Annotated in this window: 15 protein-coding genes and 1 pseudogene; 7 read left to right on the forward strand and 9 right to left on the reverse strand. The window is 73.0% G+C overall.

Annotated elements, in window-relative coordinates:
* Positions 1-1213 (forward strand): annotated as a pseudogene (locus B0W88_RS33695) (hypothetical protein); the annotation flags it as partial.
* Here the strand turns inward: B0W88_RS33695 and B0W88_RS19025 are convergent.
* The 6 genes from B0W88_RS19025 to B0W88_RS19050 are packed head-to-tail and all read right to left on the reverse strand — an operon-like array spanning position 1206 to position 6431.
* On the reverse strand, positions 1206-2141 hold the full coding sequence (locus B0W88_RS19025; RefSeq protein WP_077036211.1) for a M14 family metallocarboxypeptidase: 936 nt from the start codon (positions 2139-2141) through the stop codon (positions 1206-1208). The pseudogene B0W88_RS33695 and the gene B0W88_RS19025 sit on opposite strands and share 8 nt — an antisense overlap.
* Positions 2142-2164: 23 nt before the next feature.
* Positions 2165-3505 (reverse strand): bifunctional diguanylate cyclase/phosphodiesterase, encoded by a 1341-nt coding sequence (locus B0W88_RS19030; RefSeq protein WP_077036212.1) that lies wholly within the window; start codon positions 3503-3505, stop codon positions 2165-2167.
* Complete coding sequence (locus B0W88_RS19035; RefSeq protein WP_077036223.1) at positions 3502-4230, reverse strand: GGDEF domain-containing protein; 729 nt, start codon at positions 4228-4230, stop codon at positions 3502-3504. The genes B0W88_RS19030 and B0W88_RS19035 overlap by 4 nt, the downstream gene beginning before the upstream one ends.
* 10 nt (positions 4231-4240) lie before the next feature.
* Positions 4241-4633, reverse strand: a complete 393-nt coding sequence (locus B0W88_RS19040) for a DUF1987 domain-containing protein (RefSeq protein ID WP_077036213.1) — start codon at positions 4631-4633, stop codon at positions 4241-4243.
* Between the two features lie 2 nt (positions 4634-4635).
* On the reverse strand, positions 4636-5217 hold the full coding sequence (locus tag B0W88_RS19045; RefSeq protein ID WP_077036214.1) for a SiaB family protein kinase: 582 nt from the start codon (positions 5215-5217) through the stop codon (positions 4636-4638).
* A 5-nt stretch (positions 5218-5222) separates the two neighbouring features.
* Entirely contained in the window at positions 5223-6431 is a 1209-nt protein-coding gene (locus B0W88_RS19050; RefSeq protein WP_077036215.1) for a SpoIIE family protein phosphatase, read from the reverse strand.
* A 205-nt stretch (positions 6432-6636) separates the two neighbouring features.
* Between B0W88_RS19050 and B0W88_RS19055 the strand changes: the two genes are divergently transcribed.
* Together B0W88_RS19055 and B0W88_RS19060 are read left to right on the forward strand one after the other, a co-directional pair.
* Positions 6637-7251, forward strand: coding sequence for a LysE family translocator (locus B0W88_RS19055; protein ID WP_077036216.1), 615 nt, complete (start codon positions 6637-6639; stop codon positions 7249-7251).
* Positions 7248-7814, forward strand: coding sequence for a YdeI family protein (locus B0W88_RS19060; protein ID WP_077036217.1), 567 nt, complete (start codon positions 7248-7250; stop codon positions 7812-7814). The genes B0W88_RS19055 and B0W88_RS19060 overlap by 4 nt, the downstream gene beginning before the upstream one ends.
* A gap of 6 nt (positions 7815-7820) precedes the next feature.
* On the opposite strand, the gene B0W88_RS32620 is transcribed toward B0W88_RS19060, so the two are convergent.
* A complete protein-coding gene (locus tag B0W88_RS32620) occupies positions 7821-11162 on the reverse strand; it encodes an EAL domain-containing protein (protein ID WP_083748895.1) in 3342 nt (1113 codons plus the stop codon).
* 186 nt (positions 11163-11348) lie between these two features.
* Between B0W88_RS32620 and B0W88_RS19080 the strand changes: the two genes are divergently transcribed.
* The 3 genes from B0W88_RS19080 to B0W88_RS19090 all read left to right on the forward strand — a co-directional run bounded on the left by B0W88_RS19080 (position 11349) and on the right by B0W88_RS19090 (position 13240).
* Positions 11349-12116: a C1 family peptidase gene (locus B0W88_RS19080; RefSeq protein WP_077036218.1), complete on the forward strand. Its 768-nt coding sequence runs from the start codon at positions 11349-11351 to the stop codon at positions 12114-12116.
* A gap of 27 nt (positions 12117-12143) precedes the next feature.
* The gene (locus B0W88_RS19085) at positions 12144-12848 is read left to right on the forward strand and encodes a TetR/AcrR family transcriptional regulator (RefSeq protein ID WP_233151769.1); all 705 of its coding nucleotides are present in this window, start codon (positions 12144-12146) and stop codon (positions 12846-12848) included.
* 65 nt (positions 12849-12913) lie between these two features.
* Entirely contained in the window at positions 12914-13240 is a 327-nt protein-coding gene (locus B0W88_RS19090) for a plasmid stabilization protein (protein ID WP_077036220.1), read from the forward strand.
* Positions 13241-13247: 7 nt separating this feature from the next.
* Here the strand turns inward: B0W88_RS19090 and B0W88_RS19095 are convergent, their stop codons facing one another.
* The gene (locus tag B0W88_RS19095; RefSeq protein ID WP_077036221.1) at positions 13248-13613 is read right to left on the reverse strand and encodes a hypothetical protein; all 366 of its coding nucleotides are present in this window, start codon (positions 13611-13613) and stop codon (positions 13248-13250) included.
* Positions 13614-13738: 125 nt separating this feature from the next.
* Between B0W88_RS19095 and B0W88_RS19100 the strand changes: the two genes are divergently transcribed.
* Positions 13739-17470, forward strand: coding sequence for an ATP-binding protein (locus B0W88_RS19100; protein ID WP_077036222.1), 3732 nt, complete (start codon positions 13739-13741; stop codon positions 17468-17470).
* A gap of 32 nt (positions 17471-17502) precedes the next feature.
* Here B0W88_RS19100 and B0W88_RS19105 read toward each other — a convergent pair.
* Positions 17503-19296 (reverse strand): bifunctional diguanylate cyclase/phosphodiesterase (locus B0W88_RS19105; RefSeq protein ID WP_144006851.1); only part of this gene is annotated, 1794 nt, incomplete at its 5' end.

Raw genomic sequence — 19296 nt, forward strand, 5'->3', positions numbered from 1 at the left:
CGAGGCCGCCGCCGAGGCCGACAAGGCCCGAGCCGGCCTGGGCAGCGCCGGCACGGAGGCCAAGGCCGCCGCCGACCCGCTGAAGGCCCGCGTGGCCGCGCTGGTGCCCGGCGGCGACGGGCCGAAGACGCTGGCCCTGCAGTCCGGCTTCGACACGGCGGTCGGCGATGCCGCCCAGGCGCAGCGCGCCGACGCCGCTGCCGCCGCGGCCGGCCGGGTCGAGCAGCAGCAGAAGGACACCCTCAAGGAAGTCCAGCGCGCCCGCGCCGTGCTCGCCAAGGGCGAGGCCGCGGTGCTGAGCGAGGAACTGGCCGCTGCCTGGACGCTGCAGCCCGGTGAAGATGCGGGCCGGTACGAGGCGCGCCTGGGCCAGCTGGCCAAGGACGCGAAGGCGGCCAGCGCCGAAGCGGCCGAGCGGCGCAAGGCGGCGCTGGCGCGCGACGCTGCAGCCGTGGCCGCCGCGGACAAGGCCCACAAGGCCGCCGCCCAGGCGCTCGAGGAACTGAAGGCCGCCCAGGCGGCCCAGGCCCAGGCGCGCGCCGTCGAGGCGCAGCAGCAGGCCACCGCCGTGCAGCAGGCCAAGCCGGGCGAGGCGCAGCAGGTCGAGTCGGCCAAGGCCGTCAAGCTGGCCGCCACGCACGAGGCCGCCGCCGCGGCCGCCGCGCAGCAGCTGGCCGCCGCCGGCGCCCGCGTGGCCGGCGCGCTGAAGGCGCTGAACGAAGCCGGCAAGGTGAGCACGCGCATCCAGGCCGAGCTGGCCACGCAGGCCAAGCTGGATGCGGCGGGCGCCAAGCGCGCCGAGGCCGAGGCGGCCGAGCACATCGCCGCCTCCAAGGCCGCCGGCAAGGCCAGCGGCGATCCCCTGCAGCAGGCCGCCACCGCGGCCCGCCACGTCGCCGAGGTGGCCCGTGCCGATGCCGCCCTGGCCTCCGCCGAAGCCGAACTGGCCGGCGCCGCCCGCGCGCTGGAGACGGCCAGGCAGCGCTACGCCAGCGGCGAGGCCGCCTACGACAAGGCCAAGAGCAGCGCCAAGCCCAGCGAGGCCGAGACCGCGCTGCTGGCCGCCTGGCCGGCCATGCAGAAGCGCCTCGACGACGCGCGCAAGGCGGAGCAGGCCAGCCATGACTCGCTCGACGCCACGCGGGTCAAGCCGGCGGCCGCCGCTGCCGCAGACGCGCTGGCCAAGGCCAAGGCGGCAGGAGCGATCAGCTGAGGCCCTGCGCCAGCGCGTAGCCGATCGCGGCCCGGATCGCCGCCGCCTGCGCCGCGTTGCACTGCGCGGGCGTGGCGCGGGGACTGTCGGGATAGACCTCGGTGGTCGTCGCGAAGCGTGCGCCGGTGATGGCCGCGCAGAGGCTCCACTTCGCCACCGGGAACAGGATCACGCCCGGCTGCTGCAGCGGGGAGCCGATGATCAGGCCCTGCGCATCGGCCGGCGCGATGTGCGTGACCTGTGCCACCGCCTCGACCACCGCGCGCTGGAACCCGGGCTGCTGATGGTCGGCGTCGTCGACCAGGTAGAAGCCGTCGGGCACGGTGCCGGGCTCGAAGGGCTTGCCGTCGCGCGCGGCCAGCGCGGGACGGAACTCGGACTCGTCGGTGTCGGTCGTCTCGTGCAGGTCGATGTGCATCAGCACCCGGCCGCGCAGCGGCGCCAGCAGCGCGAGCAGCGCCGCCGATTCCGGCACCGGCGTGCCTTCGTTGAAGTTGCGGTTCGGGTCCTGCGCGTCGAAGTTCCAGCGCTGCACCCGCTCGTAGGCCCAGGGGCTGACGCAGGGCACCACCAGCAGGTTGGCCCGCCCGGCCGTCTCCTGCCCATGCTCGCGCAGGAACTGCAGCGCGCCGTGCACGCCGCTGGTCTCGTAGCCGTGCACGCCGCCGGTCACCAGCAGCGTGGGCAGCGCCTCGTCCCAGCCGCGGCTGCGCAAGGCGAGCAGCGGGAAGTGCTCGCCCGCGTGGTCCAGTTGCCCGTAGGTCTCGACGTCGAAGCGCGCCGCCAGCCCGTCGATGGCGGCGACGACGTCATCGGCATGGCTGCGCTGGCGCCGCTGCCGCGCTCGCCAGGCGGCGATCTCCGCCGCGGCCCAGGGCTGGCCGGGAATGCCGATGGGGTAGAAGGAGGAAGAGGTGCTGTCGCTCATGGTGGCCGGCAGCCTACCATTGCTCAGAGGGCCAGCGCCGCCGGCTCCATCCAGGCCTCGAAGCGCGCCACGTCCATCGGCTTGGCCAGCAGATAGCCCTGCACCAGGTCGCAGCCCAGGCGCTTCAGCACCGCCAGCTCCGCCGCGTTCTCGACACCCTCGGCGCTGACCTGCAGGCCGAGCCCATGGCCCAGCGTGATGATCGAGCCGAGCAGCTCCTGCCGCTTGGCATCCTGGTCCACGCCGTCGACGAAGCTGCGGTCGATCTTGAGCTCATGCACCGGCAGGCGCTGCAGGTAGGCCAGCGAGGACTGGCCGGTGCCGAAGTCGTCGATGGCCAGCCGCACGCCCAGCCGGCGCAGCGAATGCATCACATGGATCGGATCCTGGGTGCTGGCCATCAGGCCGGTCTCGGTCAGCTCCAGCTGCAGCAGCTCGGCCGGCACGCCGGCGCGCGAGAGCAGCGCCTCGATGCGCGCCGGCAGCAGGCCGTCCTGCAGGTCCAGCGTGGAGATGTTGACGGCGATCGGCGGCGCCTCGCGGCCTTCGGCGCGCCAGCGGGCCAGCGTGGCGATGGCCTGCTCCAGCATCCACTGCGTGATCTGCCGGATGCGGCCGGTGCTCTCGGCGAAAGGCACGAACTCGCTGGGCGGCAGCCAGCCGCGCACCGGATGCTGCCAGCGCACCAGCGCCTCGACGCTCGCCAGCCGCTGGTCGGCCACGCCCAGCTTGGGCTGCAGGAACTGGCGCAGCTGGCCGTCGGCGATGGCCGTCTCCAGCTCGGACAGCAGGCTCAGGTGCGAGAGCCGGTCGGCCTCGAACTCGGGGTCGTACAGGGCCACCTCGGTGCGCAGCCGCTTGGCCTCGAACATCGCCTGCTCGGCGCGCTGCAGCAGGGTCTCGGTGCCCAGGCCATGGTCCGGATGCAGGGCCACGCCGATGGAGACGGTGAGGTCCAGCGTCTGGCCGTGCCACAGCTGGCGATGGTTCAGCACCGCCTGCAGCTGCGAGACCGCGGTGCGCCAGCCCTGCGCATCGGCCAGCGGCACCAGCGCGACGAAGGTGCCGCCGGAGAGCCGCCCGCAGCGCACGCCGACCGTGGTGCGCAGCTGCGCGAGCCGCTGCGCCAGGCCCAGCAGCAGCGAGTCGCCCGCCTCGTAGCCCAGCACGCCGTTCACCGTCTTGAGCCGGTCCACGTCCAGGCACAGCAGCGCCGCCGGCGCGCCCGGCTCGCGCGCCAGCTCGCGGCCGGCATCGGCCACGAAGCGGGTGCGCAGCGGCAACCCCGTCAGCAGGTCGTCCTCGGTGCGCGGGCGGCGCAACGCGATGCCGCCTCGCGCGGCCGGCTTCGGGCGCGCCCTCATGGCTGCGCCCCCGCCTCGCCGCGCCGCACCTGGTTGCGCCCGCCGCGCTTGGCCTCGAACAGCGCCTCGTCGGCCCGCGCGTAGGCGTCGCCGAAGGCCCCGCAGGCGGCCGTCCAGCTGACGCCGAAGCTGGCCGTCACGATCCGGCCGGGCAGGCACTCGAAGGGCCGCCCGGCGATCGCCTGGCGCATCCGTTCGGCCTGGCCCATCGCATCCTCGAACTCGCAGCCGGGCAGCAGGATGGAGAACTCCTCGCCGCCGACGCGGCCGATCTCGGCCGGCAGCGGCACCGCCCCGCGCAGCCGGTTCACCACCTCGCAGATCACCGCGTCGCCGGCCGGGTGGCCGTAGGCATCGTTGATGCTCTTGAAGAAGTCGATGTCCAGCACCACCAGCGACAGCGGCCCGCGCTGCAGGTGCATGCCGGCCCGCTCGAAGATCGCGCCGCGGTTCAGCGCGCCGGTCAGCGAGTCGTGCCGGGCCTTGTACTCGAGCTGGGCGGCCAGGCGGTGCAGCTCGTCGTTGAGCACGTTGAGCTCGCGCTCCTCGCGGTCGCTGCGGCGGATCAGGCGGCGGCTGTCGCGCACCAGGCGCTCGAAGTGGCCGATCAGCTCGCCGAGCGCCGCGCGGTACGCGGCCGCCGGCAGCGCGGGGTTGTCGCGGGCGGCCAGGGCCCGCTCCAGCGCCGCGGCCTCCTGCTCGAACAGGTCGGGCGCGGCGCTCATCGGCGCGGCCTCACGCGTCGACAGCACGCAGCTCGACCTCGAGGTTCGGGAAGTCCGCCATCAGCTCCTCGCCGAACTCGCGGATCGTGTCGTCCTCGCTGTCGTGCTGCCACAGCAGCAGCACGCGGCGACCGCCGGCCGCGGCGCCGTCCAGCAGGTCGAACAGCGTGAACAGCATCTTGGTGCTGGAGCTGTTGAAGTAGGTCAGCGCGACCTCGACCGTCAGCGGCTCCATTCCCTCGGCCGGCTCGGCCAGGTACTCGCGCAGCGCGGCGATCACCGGGTTGAAGAAGGCGGCGGCATTCTCGGGGAAGGATTCGCCGCGCAGCGCGAGCTGGCGGGCCTCGAAGCGGAACTCGATCTCGGGCGAGCTGGAGGTGGCGGGGATGTGAAGGTCGTTCATGCTCAGATGGTGGTCTTGAGGATGAACATCGCCGTGGCGGCCTCCTCGTTGGTCGTCTGGAATTCGAATTCGAGCGGCTCGCTGGCATCGCGCGCCATCGTCAGCAGCCCGAGGCCGGCGCCCTTGCTGTCCTCGGGCGTGGTCTCGTTGCGCAGCTGCTCGCGGTAGCTGGCCTTGATCTCCTCCAGCGTCATGCGGCGCAGGGCCTCCAGCCGCTCGCGCAGCATGCCGGCCACGTCGGCCGCCACCGGGTTGGCGCAGAGCAGGAAGTAGCGGCCCTCCTCGTCCACGCCGATGCAGACCGAGCCGTGGCGCAGCTCCTTGTCGTCCTGCTTCGGCGGGGTCAGCGCGTCGGCCGAGTAGTGGATGATGTTCTGCGCCATCTCGACGAAGCAGGAGAACAGGCGCCGGCGGATCGGCCCGGCCGCGCCGGACTGCTCCAGCCGCAGGCGCACCGCCTCGGCCATCGCGGTGACGATGTTCTGCGAGAAGTAGCCGACGTAGTAGAAGATCACGTTCTTCTGGCGCGCCAGGTCGCAGAACTCGCGGTACTGGTCGTAGCTCGATTGGTGGGTGGGCTGCATGAGGGTCAATCCAGGCGGAATGCGAACAGGGTCAGGTCGTCGCGGCGCAGCTGCCCGCCCTGGTATTCGGTGAACTCGGCCATCACCGCGGCGCCGAGCTGCGGCATCGGCAGCTCGCGGTGGCGCACCAGCGCGTCGCGCAGGCGGCGCTTGCCGAAGGCGATGGCCTTGGGGCCGCCGATCTGGTCGATCAGGCCGTCGGTGCAGGCCAGCACGACGGCGCCGGGGCGCAGCTGCACGTCCTTGCTGGTCCAGCGGGCCTCGTCCGGCGTGTCCACGTAGCCCATGCCCAGGCGGTCGGCATCGATGATCTCCACGCCCGCCTGCCCCGGTTCCAGCAGCAGCAGCGGCGTGCGGGCGCCGGCGTAGGACAGGCGTCGCGTGGCCGCGTCGAACCAGAGGAAGGCGGCGTCCATGCCGTCGTTGGACGAGGCCAGGCCCTCGGCCGGCGCCCCGCCCTGGCCCAGCGCGCTCTTGATCGCGGCGCTGACCTCGCCCATCAGCCGCGCCGGGTCGCGCGGGCCGTGCTTGTCCAGCGCCTGCTTCAGCGCCGAGGTGGCGATCAGCGTCAGGAAGGCGCCGGGCACGCCGTGGCCCGTGCAGTCCGCCACCGCGGCGAACCAGCCGTCCTCGTACTCGCTGAACTGGTAGAAGTCGCCGCCCACGGTGTCGCGCGGCTCCCAGACCAGGCAGGCGTCCGGCAGGCGGCGCGCCAGCGCGGCGGCCGAGACGCCCAGCGTCGAGCGCTGGATCACGCTCGCGTAGTCGATGCTCTGCGAGATGCGCCGGTTGCGCTCGGTCTGCTGCTCGGCGATCACCCGCATCAGCTCCAGGCCGTAGCCCAGGCCCAGCAGGCGGCCGTTCTCGACCACCAGGAAACCGTCCGCCAGCGCCTTCTCGCCGGACTCCACGGTCAGCAGGGCGAGCTGCTCGACCGTGGTCGCCGCGTCCACCACCAGCGGCTCCTTGTCCATGAAGGCGATGCAGCTCTTCTTCTCGAACAGCTCCTTGTAGAAGGGCTTGGAGATCTGCGAGAGGAACAGCGAGCGGTTGATCAGGCCGATCGGGCGGCCGTCCTCGACCACCGGCAGGCTGGCCATGTCGCGATGGCGGCCCAGCATCTCGTAGACCTGGGCGTTGGTGTGCTCGGGCGTGGCGGAGACGCAGGCCAGGGCCAGGTCCGCCGCGACGGCCTGGCCATGGGGGCGCGCCATGCGCGGCGCTGCCGGAAGAGTGGCGATGCTCAAGGGAAGGCTCCCAACGAAGTAACTTGTTATGTGAACGGTGTCAGCCTACGGAGCGACCGCGCGCGCCGTGTGACAGAACGCTTACAAGTGCCACGCCGGTGCGCCCGGCGTGGCGAAGCTCACGGATCGCGGGTGCTGTGTAGACTGGATAGCCACACCCGGAAACACCGACATGGCCCTGCACACGCTGCTGCTCTACCTCGCCGCCGCCCTCGGCCTGTCGCTGACGCCCGGCCCCAACAGCCTGCTGGTGCTGACCCACGGCGCCCTGCACGGGCACCGCAGGACACTGCTGTTCACGGTCAGCGGCGGGGCTCTCGGCTTCCTGGCGCTGATCGCGCTGTCGATGCTGGGCATCGGGGCGCTGCTGCAGGCCTCGGCCGGGGCGCTGGTGGCGCTGAAGTTCATCGGCGGCGCCTACCTGGTCTGGCTGGGCGTGCAGCTGTGGCGCTCGCCGGCGGTGCAGCTGGCGGCCGATGCCGCAAGACCTGACCCCGGTGGTTTCTCGCTGTTCCGCCAGGGCCTGCTGACGGCCGTGTCCAATCCGAAGGCGCTGCTGTTCTACGGCGCCTTCCTGCCGCAGTTCATCGACCCGCAGCGCGAGCTGATGACGCAGTTCCTGGTGATGGCCGTGGTCTTCGTCGCGGTGGAGATCCTCGTCGAATGGGGCCTGGCCCTGATGGCGCACCGGGTGCGCCCCTGGCTGCAGCGGCTCGGGCGGCGCTTCAACCGGGTCTGCGGCGGCCTGTTCGTGCTGATGGGCGCCGCGCTGCCGATGACCCGATGAGCGAGCCGATCTTCTTCGACAGCCCCGAGGCGCTGCGCCGCTGGCTCCGGCAGCACGGCGCCACGCACACCGAGCTCCACGTGGGCTTCATCAAGAAGACCAGGGCCGGCGCGCCACTGACCTGGCCGCAGTCGGTGGACGAGGCGCTGTGCGCCGGCTGGATCGACGGCGTGCGCCATCGCATCGACGACGAGCGCTACCGCATCCGCTTCACGCCGCGCAAGCCGCGCTCCCACTGGAGCGCCATCAACATCGCCCGCGTGGCCGAGCTGCAGGCCGCGGGCCGCATGAGCGAGGCCGGCCTGGCCGCCTTCGCCATGCGCAGCGAGGAGCGCTCGGCCCGCGCCTCCTACGAGCAGAAGGCCGAGGACGTGTTCTTCCAGGGCGCCGAGCTGAAGACCTTCAAGGCCCACGCCGCGGCCTGGCGCTTCTTCGAGGCGCAGCCGCCCGGCTGGCGGCAGCAGATGACCTGGCGGGTGCTCAGCGCAAAGAAGGCCGAGACGAGGGAGAAACGGCTGGCGACGCTGATGGCTGCCTGCGCCGAAGGCCGGCGGCTGACCTGAGCGCCGTCAGTCGTCGAGCAGCCGTTCCAGCGGCTGCGGCCGGTGATGCAGCCAGCCCTGCACCCGGTCCACGCCCAGCCCCCGCAGGGCCGCTGCGGCGGCCTCGGTCTCCACGCCCTTGGCCACGGTGCGCGCGCCGATCGCCTCGGCCATCTCCTGCACGCAGCGCACCATCGCCCGGTCCAGCGCCTGCTGCGGCAGGTGGCGCAGGCGCTGGGGTTCGATCTTGAGCCAGGCGATGCCGGCCAGCGCCTTCAGCGGCGCGTCGGAGGCGGCGCCGCCGCCGAAGTCGTCCAGCGCCAGCTGCACGCCGATCGCGTGCAGGGCCTCGCAGAAAGCCGCCGCCGCGCCCGGGTTCGCGTGCACGGCGCTCTCCGCCAGCTCGATGCACAGCCGCGCGGGCTCGACCGCCGCCTCGGCCAGCCACTGCCGCAGCTCGCCGGGCAGCGCCGCATCGGCCAGCGCCTGGGCCGAGAGGTTGACCGACAGGCAGGCCACCTCGCGCTGCCGCGAGGCCAGCCAGCCGATCGCTCGGGCCAGCACCCAGCGGTCGATGGGCGCCGCCAGGCCGAAGCGCTCGGCCGCCGGCAGGAAGGCCATCGGCGCGATCAGCGGCCCCTCGGGCTCCTCCTGCAAGCGCAGCAGCACCTCGATGTGCAGGCCTTCGGCGTCGCTGCTCCCATCGGGGCGCAGCACGCGCTGCCCGAAGAGCTGGAAGCGCTCCTGCGCCAGCGCCGCCTCGATGCGGCGGCGCCAGTCGCTTTCGCCGGCGCGGGCCTGCAGGCCGCGGTCGGCCTCGTCCCACACATGGACGCGGTTGCGGCCCGCCGCCTTGGCCGCATAGCAGGCCTTGTCCGCCGCATCGAGCAGCGCGGCGCGGCTGCTCCAGCGCCCGTCCACCGGCACCAGCCCGATGCTGCTGCCGATGCGGAACTGCCGGCCCTCGTGCGCGAAGCGGTAGCCGCCCACCTGCTCGCAGATCGACTGCGCCACCCGCAGCGCCTGCTCCGGCCCGCAGTGCTCCAGCAGCACGCCGAACTCGTCGCCGCCCAGCCGCGCCAGCGTGTCGCGGGTGCGCACGCAGCGGGCCATCAGCGCGCTCACCTCGCACAGCAGCCGGTCGCCCTGGGCATGGCCGCAGGCATCGTTGACGGCCTTGAAGTGGTCGAGGTCGACGAACATCAGCACGCCGTGCGCGGCGCCCCCGCCCTGCTGCCCCAGCAGCCGCTCCAGCCGCGCCTGGAAACCGGCGCGGTTGAGCAGGCCGGTGAGCGCGTCGTGCGTGGCGCGGTGGGCGAGCTGGTCGCTGAGGCGGCGCTGCTCGGCCACGTCGCGGAACACCAGCACCGCGCCGAGCAGGCGGCCCTCGTCCACGCGGATCGGCGCGGCCGACTCCTCGATCGCATGCTCGTTGCCGCCCTCGCGCGCCAGCAGCACCGAGCGGCGGCGCAGGCTCGTCGCGCCCTGGCCCTGCAGGCACGCAGCCACCGGGTCGGGCGCGGGCTCGCGGCTGTCGGCATCGACGATGCGGAACACCTCGGCCAGCTGACGGCCCGCCGCCTCGGTCGCCTGCCAGCCGCACATGCGCTCCGCCGGCGGGTTCATCCAGCGGATGCGGCCCTGCTCGTCGGTGGTGATCACGCCGTCGCCGATGGACTTCAGCGTCACCTGCAGCAGCTCGGCCTGCTCGCGCAGCCGGTCCTGGCTGCGCGCCAGCTCCAGCTCGGCCTGGCGGCGCTCGGTGATGTCCAGCACCATGATGAAGAAGCCGGCCACCTGGCCGTCGGGCATCAGGTCGGGCACATACTCGGTGTGGAAGTGGGTGTTGGCGTTGCGAGCCCAGCCGGTGCGCTCGAAGCGCTGCGCCTCGCCGCGCAGCGCCGCCTCGATGTGCGGCTGCAGCTCGCCGTGCGCGACCGGGCCGAGGAACTCGCCCATCGTCTGCTCGATCACCCGCTCGGGCTCCACGCCCATCACCACGCGGAAGCGCCCGTTGGCGAAGCGGTAGGTCTGCGTGCGGTCGGCGTAGGCGACCAGCACCGGCAGGTGGTCGGTGATGGTCTTGAGCCAGGCCTCGCTGGCCGCGAGCCTGGCCTTGGCTTCCTCCTGCACGGTGATGTCGCGCAGGATCAGGTGCGACTGCCACAGCCCGCTGCCGTCGCGGTAGCGGGCCAGCTGGCATTCGAGCTGCGCGCGACGGCCGTCGGGCCGCGCCAGTTGCAGCACGCGCGTGACCTGCTCCGCGGGCTCGGTCAGCAGGCCCACCAGCAGCGCGCCGCTGCCTTGCGGCAGGTCGGCCAGCATCTGGCCCGGCGCGGCGCCCAGCAGCGCCGCGGCGGCCGGGTTCACGCGCACCAGGCGCCCGTCCGGCTCGACGACGAGGATCGCGTCCTGCGCATGCTGCATCAGCGCGGCGAACTGGCGGCGGCTGCCCTGCAGCTCGGTCACCAGGCCGCAGATCAGCAGGCTGGTGCAGGCCTGCGCGGTGATGTAGCTCCACAGCGCCAGCAGCCCGGTGCCGGCCTGGGCGCCGGCGAAGGGACCCGCGCCGCGCGCCGTGCCCCAGGCCGCGGCCAGCGACAGCAGCAGCACCGCCAGCGACGAGGCCAGCAGGCCGCCCCGCAGCGCCAGCAGGGCCACGCCGCAGAAAGGCAGCGCCAGCAGCGGCACGATCAGCGCCGAGTCGGCCGACAGCCGGCCCGAGAACACCAGCAGCACGCTGGCCAGCAGCAGGCCCTGCAGCAGCCCGTCCATCGCCCCCTCGCGGCCCGGCCGCCAGGCCGGCGCGCGGCCCAGCGCCATCAGCGGGATGCCGGCCAGCAGCGCGCCCACCGCATCGCCGCCCAGCCAGCTGAGCCAGGCCAGGCGCAGCTGCGCCGCGTCCAGCAGGCCGCTGGCAAGCAGCCAGACGATGCCGTTGGTGGAGGTGACCAGCATGCCCAGCAGCACCGCGGCCAGGAAGGCGGCAATGTCGCGCCGGCGCAGCAGCCGGTCGTCGAAGGCGAAGGCGCGCAGCAGCCAGGCGCTGAACCACGGGCCGCAGCTGTTGCCCAGCGCCGTGCAGGCCGCCACCCAGAGCGGGCTGCCGATGTGGGCATTGATCGCCGCGCCGGCCAGGAACACCGCGGGCAGCATCGCCGCGCCCCAGCGCCACAGCGCCGCCAGCGCGATGCCGCTGGGCAGCCAGACCAGCGAGACCTGCGTGTTGACGTAGGGAATCAGCAGGCCCAGCCGCGCCGCGGCGTAGTAGGCCGCGGCGACCAGCAGCAGGCGGCCCGCGAGCGCGAGCCCGTCCATGCGCCGGGCCGGCTGCGCGAGCGCGCCGGCGCTCCAGTGGCTGTCATCCATAACGCCAAGATCCCCCGCACTCGCCGGGTCACACGCCCGGCTGCCAAGGCTGCAACGGCTGCCTGATGGATTGATTGCTCCCGCGTCGATGTTAAGACAGCCGCGCGTCCTGCAAGCTGTCGATGCGGGCACCCGTTCGCAGGGCCTATCGTCGAGGTCTCTGGTTCATCCGACAAGGAGTCCGCCATGCCCAAGACCAACGCCCGCTTCGGCTGGGTGCCCGACCTGCCCGACCACCGCGACCACATGTACGCCGCGCCGGTGGCCATCCAGAAGGCGCTGCCGCCCAAGGTGGACCTGCGCCCGCTGTGCCCGCCGGTGCTGGACCAGGGCCAGCTCGGCAGCTGCACCGCCAACGCGATCGGCAACGCCCATCGCTTCGACCAGATGAAGCAGGGCGCGCCCAAGGTCTTCATGCCCTCGCGCCTGTTCATCTACTACAACGAGCGGGCCATGGAGGGCACCGTCAACAGCGACTCCGGCGCGCAGATCCGCGACGGCATCAAGAGCGTGGCCCAGCTGGGCGTCTGCGACGAGGGCGACTGGCCCTACCAGATCACCAAGTTCAAGACCAAGCCGGCGGCGGCCCTCTACAAGAAGGCCCTGGCCCACCAGGCGCTGACCTACCGCCGCCTCACGCAGAACGCCACGCAGATGAAGAGCTGCCTGGCCTCGGGCTATCCCTTCGTGTTCGGCTTCACCGTCTACGAGAGCTTCGAGTCTCAGGCCGTGGCCAAGAGCGGCGTCGTGAACATGCCAGCGAGCGGCGAGTCGGTGGTGGGCGGCCACGCGGTGATGGCGGTGGGCTACGACGACACCAGCCAGCGCTTCACGGTGATGAACTCCTGGTCCGCCAGCTGGGGAAAGAAGGGATTCTTCACCATTCCCTATGCCTACCTGGGCGACACCGGGCTCGCGGCCGACTTCTGGACCATCAGTACCGTGGAGGCCTGAGAGCGCCTGCCGTCTGGAATATGCGTTATGCGAGCCCTGCTGTCGCTATCATCGGCAACAACAACAACAGCATGGGAGTGGGCAGCAATGGGCGAGAAGGTGGCCTTCCGGGCGCGCAACCCGGAGCAGACGAAGGCGGGCATCCTGGCCGCCGCGCAGCAGGAGTTCGCGCGGCTCGGGCTGGCAGGCGGGCGGGTGGAGTCGATCGCCGAAGCGGCGGGCGCCAACAAGCGCATGATCTACCACTACTTCGGCGGCAAGGAGCAGCTGTTCGAGGCCGTCGTCGAGGACGCCTACGCGCGGCTGCGCGACAGCGAGTCCCAGCTCGGGCTGGAAGACCTGCCCCCGGCCGACGCGCTGCGCAAGCTGGTCGCCTTCAGCTGGCAGTACGGGCTGCAGAACCCGGAGTTCATCACGCTGATCAACAGCGCCAACCTGCACCAGGGCCGGCACCTCGCCGGCAAGGCGCAACTGCGCAAGCTGCACCGCGCCTATGTGAAGGCGGTGGACAGCGTGCTGCGGCGCGGCGTGGCCTCGGGCGTTTTCCGCGAGGGCATCGACGCCTCGCAGCTGTGCGTCACCATCGACGCCATCGGCCATCACTACCTGGCCACCCGCCACACCGGCACCCTGCTCTACGGCTTCAACTTCGGCAGCCGCGACGCGCTGGCCAAGCGGCTGGAGTTCAATGTGGAGACGGTGCTGCGGATGGTGCTGAAGAAGCCGAAGTAGGCAGCTAGGCCCGGGCAAGCCGCTTGCCCGCGCTGCGGGGTCGGCCACGAGCACAGGAGACCGCCATGCCCCGCACCGCCTGGAGCGACAAGCGAGAACGCCAGTACCAGCACATCCGCGACAGCGCCCGCGCCAGCGGCCGCAGCGAGAAGACGGCCGAGCGCATCGCCGCCGCCACCGTCAACAAGGACCGCGCCCGCGCCGGCGAATCGGAGACCGCCAGCCCCAGCTCGCTGCGCGGCCCCTCGCCCGAGCAGCGGGGCGGCCGCCGCTCGCACGACGGCGCCGGCGGCCGCACCCGCGAGCAGCTCTACCGCGAGGCCGCGGCCCGCGGCATCAAGGGGCGCTCGAAGATGAACAAGGAACAGCTGCTGCGGGCGGTCGGCGCCTGAACGGGTGCTAACGCGCATCGTCATCAGCGTCGTCCTCGTCGTCTTCCTCGTCGTCGAGCGGATCCGGCGCCATCGCCTCGTCGATCGGCCCGGCCACGAACTCGGCGCCGGTGTCGGTGTCGAAGACCTGGTCCACGCCGATGTCGGCGGCCTCGTCCGGTGCGTCGTCGCCGTCGCGCTCGACGGGTGCCAGCGCCCGGTCGCGGCCGATGGTGAGGTCCACCGGCTCCAGCGGATCGGCCGGCGCACGGCGGTCGGCGCCGGCCATGTCGCTGCCGCTGTCGGTGCTGTCGCCGGGGCCCAGCGCATCCTCGCCGGTGCCCTTGGCTCGTCGGGGGGCGCGATCGGCCCCGAGCACGCTGTTGTGGCCCATGATGAATCCTTGGTGAATGCGATGTGACGAAGCCATGCGGCAAGCCCCATTCCCGCCGCGCGTTGCCCCTGCGACGGCGCTGAGGTGAAATGGCCCGCCTGGGAGCAGGACGGAGGACAGATCCGATGCAGGACGCAACGGCGCCAGGCGCCGAGTTCCTCGAACGCGGCGGCGAGATGGGCCGGCGCATGCGCGAGTTCGACTGGACGCACACGCCGCTGGGCGAGCCGGCCGCCTGGCCGCAGAGCCTGAAGACCATCGTCCGCATGATGCTGGACTCGCGCTTCGCGATGTGGCTGTACTGGGGCGCCGAAGGCACCTTCTTCTGCAACGACGCCTACCTGCCCACCGTGGGCATCCGCAGCGGCTGGGTGCTGGGCGCCCGCGCCGACCGGGTCTGGGCCGAGATCTGGCACGACATCGGCCCGCGCATCGCCCATGTGCTGGCGACCGGCGAGGCCACCTGGGACGAGGGCCTGCGACTCTTCCTCGAACGCAGCGGCTACCTGGAGGAGACCTTCCACACCTTCTCCTACAGCCCCGTCTACGACGACGGCAGCCGCATCGCCGGCATGCTCTGCGTGGTGGCCGAGGACACCGACCGCGTGATCGGCGAACGCCGGCTGCGCCTGCTCAGCGCGCTCTCGGCGGTGCCGGCGCGGGACGCGCCGACGCTGGCCGACGCCGGCCGGGCGCTGCTGCAGGCGCTGGGCGGCGGACAGCCCGACCTCGCCTTCGCGGCCCTGTACCTGCTCGACGGCGCCACGCACCGGGCCCGCCGGGTGGGCATGGAGCTGCAGGCGCTGCCGCTGCCCGAGGAAGTCGCGCTGGACGGCGCCGACGACGACGCCTGGGACATCGCCCGCGCGCTGCGCGAGGACAGGCCGCAGGCGCTGTTCGCGCTCGGCGTGCGGGGCATCGCGGGGCCCTGGGACGGCGAGCCGGTGCAGGAGGCGCTGGTGCTGCCGCTGAGCGGGCCCGCGCAGGCCGGCCCGATCGGTGCGCTGCTGCTGGGCCTGAACACACGCCGCCGCCTGGACGAACGCTACCGCGACTTCCTCGGCCTGGTGGCCGGCCAGGTGGGCACGCGGCTGGCCGACACGCAGGCGCAGCTGGACGAGCGGCACCGCGCCGAGCAACTGGCCGAGCTGGACCGGGCCAAGAACCGCTTCTTCAGCAACGTGAGCCACGAGTTCCGCACGCCGCTGACGCTGATGCTGGGCCCGCTGGAGGCGCTGCTGGACCAGAAGCCGCCGCCCCCTGCCGAGAGTGCCCGCGCGCTGGCCCTGATCCACCGCAACGGCCTGCGCCTGCGCAAGCTGGTGAACACGCTGCTGGACTTCGCGCGCATCGAGTCCGGCCGCGCCCAGGCCCGCTTCCAGCCGCTGGACCTGGCCGCCCTCACCGCCGAGCTGGCCGCCGCCTTCCGCTCCGCCGTCGAGCAGGCGGGCCTGGCACTGGACGTGGACTGCGCGCCGCTGCCGCAGCCGGTCTATGTCGACCGGGAGGCCTGGGAGAAGATCGTCCTGAACCTGCTGTCCAACGCCTTCAAGTTCACCTTCGCCGGCCGCATCGGCGTGACGCTGAAGGCGCGGGACGATGCCGGCCAGGTCGAGCTGGCGGTGAGCGACACGGGCAGCGGCATCGAGGCGCGGCACCTGCCCCATCTGTTCGACCGCTTCCACCGCATCGCCAACACGCCGGCCCGCTCGCAGGAGGGCACCGGCATCGGCCTGGCGCTCGTGCGCGAGCTGGTGCAGATGCATGGCGGCACGATCCGCGTGGAGAGCACGCCGGGCCGCGGCAGCCGCTTCGAAGTGACGATCCCGCTGGGCCGCGCGCATCTGGCCCCCGAGGCCATCGACGACGCGGCGCCGGCCGCCGCGGACCGGGCCGCCTGGTCCACCTTCGTCGACGACGGCCTGCGCGGCGCGGGTGCCAGCGCGGCGCCCGCCGACCCGCATGACCGGCGCGAGACGGTGCTGGTGGCCGACGACAACGCCGACATGCGGGCCTACCTGGCCGATCTGCTCGCGCCGCACTGGCGCGTGCTGACCGCGCGCGACGGCCAGGAGGCGCTGGAGCTGCTGCAGCGCGCACGCCCCGCGCTGCTGCTGACCGACGTGATGATGCCGCGCCTGGACGGCGAGCAGCTGCTGCGCCGCATCCGCGCCGACGAGGTGCTGCGGCCGCTGCCGGTGCTGATGCTGTCGGCCCGCGCCGGCGACGAGGCGCGCATCGAGGGCCTGTCCCTGGGCGCAGACGACTACCTGGTCAAGCCCTTCTCGGCGCGCGAGCTGGTGGCGCGGGTCGAGGTGCTGCTGATGCGCGCCCGCGCCCGCCACGAGCGCGAGACGCTGGACCGCCGGCTGGCCGATGTGTTCCGCCACGCGCCGGTGGGCCTGGCGCTGCTGCGCGGGCCGCAGCACCGCTTCGAGTTCGCCAACGCGGCCTACCGCCGCATGGTCGGCGGCCGCGACGTGGCCGGCAAGACGCTGCTGGAGGCGCTGCCCGAGCTGGCCGGCCAGGAGGTCGAAGGCCTGCTGGCCGGCGTGTATGCCAGCGGCGAGCCGCATATCGGCCGCGCCTTCCCGGCGCAGCTGCTCGACCCCGCCAGCGGCGAGCTGGCCGAGCACTTCTTCGACTTCGTCTACCAGCCGATGGCCGCCGAGCCCGGCGAGCCGGCCGGCATCGTGGTGATCTGCTTCGAGGTCACCGACGTGGTGCGCTCGCGCCAGGCGGCCGAGGCGGCCAACCGCGCCAAGGAGGATTTCATCGCAGTGCTGGGCCACGAGCTGCGCAACCCGCTGGCCCCGATCACCACGGCCCTGCACCTGATGCGGCTGCAGCACGGGGACGTCGCGGTGCGCGAGCGCGAGATCATCCAGCGCCAGGTCCAGCACATGGTGCGCCTGGTGGACGACCTGCTGGACGTGGCGCGCATCTCCCGCGGCACCGTGGAGCTGCGGCGCCAGTCGGTGGAAGCGGGCGAGATCGTCGCGCGTGCGGTCGAGACGGTGGGCCCGCTGCTGGAGCGCAAGCAGCAGCGCCTGCGGGTGGAGGTGCCGGCGACCGGCCTGCGGGTGCACGGCGACGCGACGCGGCTGGTGCAGGTGCTAGCCAACCTGCTCAGCAATGCCGCCAAGTTCAGCGAGCCGGGCCAGGCCATCGAGGTGCAGGCGCGGCGCGAGGCGGGCCGGCTGCTCGTCGAGGTGCGTGACCAGGGCCTGGGCATGAGCGAGCGCGAGCTGGCCACGGTGTTCGAGCCCTTCGTGCAGGGCCGCCAGGCCATCCACCGGCCCGACGGGGGCCTGGGCCTGGGCCTGGCGATCGCGCGCAGCCTGGCGCAGCTGCACGGCGGCGAGCTGTCGGCCCGCAGCGCCGGCTGGGGCCAGGGCAGCAGCTTCCTGCTGCGGCTGCCGCTGGAGGCCGAAGCGGACCACGCGCCGCCCGGCGCGAGCGCCGCTGCGGCGAGGCCCGACGCCGCGGCCGGCCTGAAGCTGCTGGTCGTGGACGACAACGCCGACGCCGCCCGCACGCTGGCCGAACTGCTGGGCCTGCTGGGCCACCAGGTCAGCACCGCCGAGGACGGCCCGCAGGCGCTGGCCCTGCTCGAACGGCAGGCCTTCGACGCCGCGGTGCTGGACATCGGCCTGCCGGTGATGGACGGCTACGAGCTGGCCCAGTGCATGCGCGAGCTGCCCCATGGCAGCGCGCTGCCGCTGATCGCGCTGACCGGCTTCGGCCAGGCCGCCGACAGCAGGCGCTCGGCCCGGCTGGGCTTCGCGCGGCACCTGGTCAAGCCGGTGGAGATCGATGCGCTGGAGCAGGCGCTGCGGGACGCCGCGGGACGCTGAACCAAGGCAGGAGCGGACGCCCGGGGGCCCGGTCAGGCCTCGGCGGCTTCCTCGGCACGGAGCAGCCGGCCGAGCCAGCGCTGCTCGATCTCGGCCGCGCTCATCGGCCGCGCGAAATGGAAGCCCTGCACGAAGTCGCAGCCCTTCTCGCGCAGCAGGTCGGCCGCCACCTGCGTCTCCACGCCCTCGGCCACCACGCTCATGCCGAAGCCATGGGCCAGCTGGATGGAACTGCCGACGATGCGGCGGTCGGCCTCGTCGCGGTCGATCTCGGTGATGAAGAGCTTGTCGATCTTCAGCGTGTCCACCGGCAGCTGCTTCAGGTAGGCCAGCGAGGCGTAGCCGGTGCCGAAGTCGTCGATGGAGAGCTTGACGCCGATGGCCCGGATGTCGTGCAGGCGCTTGAGCATCAGCTCCGGGTGGCGCATCACGGCGCTCTCGGTCACCTCCAGTTCGAGCAGCCGCGGCGGCACGCCGGCGCCGTCGAGCAGCGAGCGCACGGTCTCGGCGAAGCGGTGCTCCAGCAGGTTGTTGGCGCTGATGTTGACGGCCACCGGCACCGCGTAGCCCTGGGCCAGCCAGCGGGCCACCTGGCCGATGGCGTTCTTCAGCACGCGTTCGGTGAAGGGGTGGATCAGCTCGGTGGTCTCGGCCAGCGGCAGGAAGCTCATCGGCGGCACCGGGCCCTTGCTCGGGTGGGTCCAGCGGGACAGCGCCTCCAGCCCCACCAGCGCGCCGTCGGCCAGGCGCAGCTTGGGCTGGTAGACCAGGGCCAGCGTGTCCTCGCGGATGGCCTTGGCGAACTCGGCCCGCATGGCCAGCGCCTCGGCGGTGAAGTGGTCGTGCGCCGGGTCGTAGGCGCAGTGGGAGGCGAGGTCCGCCTTGGCGGCGTACATCGCGATGTCGGCGCAGCGCAGCAGCTCGGTCGAGGTACGTGCGTCCCTCGGGAACGCGGTGACGCCGATGCTGGCGGTGATCGCCAGCTCCACGCCGTGGATGACCAGCGGCTCGTTGAGGGCGCGCTGGATGCCCGCGCAGAACTCGTCCATCGCCGCCGGGGCCGCGGGGGCAAGACCTGGCACGCAGATCGCCAGTTCGTCGCCGCCCAGCCGGGCCACGCAGGCGTCGCGCGCGTCGGCCAGCGCGTCCATCGCCTCCAGCCGCCGCCCCACCGCCTGCAGCACCGCATCGCCGGCCGCATGGCCCAGCGTGTCGTTGACGTCCTTGAAGTTGTTCAGGTCCAGCAGCAGCACGTGGAAGCTCTCGCCGTGCCGCAGCCGCGCGATCAGCCCGTCCACGTGGGTGATGAAGGCGTAGCGGTTGGGCAGCCCGGTGAGGAAATCGTGCCGCACCATGTAGTCCTGCCGGGCGATGTGGTCGCGCTGGGCCAGCAGCGCGCGGCGCAGCCGCCGGCCGAACACCACCACCGCCAGCAGCCCCACGCTGAGCACCAGGAAGGGCGCGGTGGCCAGGCTCAGCCACTGGCCCAGCAGCACCGACTCGGGCACGCCGGTGGAGACGATCAGCGGCAGCACCAGCGAGCTGGAATAGCCGAAGACCGTGTCCCGGCCATCCACCGTGCTGGGGCGGGCGAAGCTGCCGCTGGGCGCCGCGGCGATCAGCTGCAGCACGACGGCGGGCACCGGCCGCCCATTGGCCTCGAGCCGGCCGTCGCCGGGGCGCTGGCGCAGCAGCCGCCGGCCATCGGGCGTGAACAGGGTGACGAAGCTGCCCGGCAGCACGCGCAGGCTGGAGGCGCCGCCCAGCAGCCGCTGAGCCGGCACCAGCGCGAACACCACGCCGCCGCGGCCGACGCTGGCCGGCGC

It is taken from the genome of Pelomonas sp. KK5, assembly GCF_001984095.1.
Lineage (GTDB): Bacteria > Pseudomonadota > Gammaproteobacteria > Burkholderiales > Burkholderiaceae_C > KK5.

Excerpts from the sequence above, each read along its gene's own strand:
- B0W88_RS19025 (WP_077036211.1), bottom strand. The coding sequence starts at position 2,141 with ATGAGCGACAGCACCTCTTCCTCCTTCTACCCCATCGGCATTCCCGGC.
- B0W88_RS19030 (WP_077036212.1), bottom strand. The coding sequence starts at position 3,505 with ATGAGGGCGCGCCCGAAGCCGGCCGCGCGAGGCGGCATCGCGTTGCGC.
- B0W88_RS19035 (WP_077036223.1), bottom strand. The coding sequence starts at position 4,230 with ATGAGCGCCGCGCCCGACCTGTTCGAGCAGGAGGCCGCGGCGCTGGAG.
- B0W88_RS19040 (WP_077036213.1), bottom strand. The coding sequence starts at position 4,633 with ATGAACGACCTTCACATCCCCGCCACCTCCAGCTCGCCCGAGATCGAG.
- B0W88_RS19045 (WP_077036214.1), bottom strand. The coding sequence starts at position 5,217 with ATGCAGCCCACCCACCAATCGAGCTACGACCAGTACCGCGAGTTCTGC.
- B0W88_RS19050 (WP_077036215.1), bottom strand. The coding sequence starts at position 6,431 with ATGGCGCGCCCCCATGGCCAGGCCGTCGCGGCGGACCTGGCCCTGGCC.
- B0W88_RS19055 (WP_077036216.1), top strand. The coding sequence starts at position 6,637 with ATGGCCCTGCACACGCTGCTGCTCTACCTCGCCGCCGCCCTCGGCCTG.
- B0W88_RS19060 (WP_077036217.1), top strand. The coding sequence starts at position 7,248 with ATGAGCGAGCCGATCTTCTTCGACAGCCCCGAGGCGCTGCGCCGCTGG.
- B0W88_RS32620 (WP_083748895.1), bottom strand. The coding sequence starts at position 11,162 with ATGGATGACAGCCACTGGAGCGCCGGCGCGCTCGCGCAGCCGGCCCGG.
- B0W88_RS19080 (WP_077036218.1), top strand. The coding sequence starts at position 11,349 with ATGCCCAAGACCAACGCCCGCTTCGGCTGGGTGCCCGACCTGCCCGAC.
- B0W88_RS19085 (WP_233151769.1), top strand. The coding sequence starts at position 12,144 with ATGCGAGCCCTGCTGTCGCTATCATCGGCAACAACAACAACAGCATGG.
- B0W88_RS19090 (WP_077036220.1), top strand. The coding sequence starts at position 12,914 with ATGCCCCGCACCGCCTGGAGCGACAAGCGAGAACGCCAGTACCAGCAC.
- B0W88_RS19095 (WP_077036221.1), bottom strand. The coding sequence starts at position 13,613 with ATGGGCCACAACAGCGTGCTCGGGGCCGATCGCGCCCCCCGACGAGCC.
- B0W88_RS19100 (WP_077036222.1), top strand. The coding sequence starts at position 13,739 with ATGCAGGACGCAACGGCGCCAGGCGCCGAGTTCCTCGAACGCGGCGGC.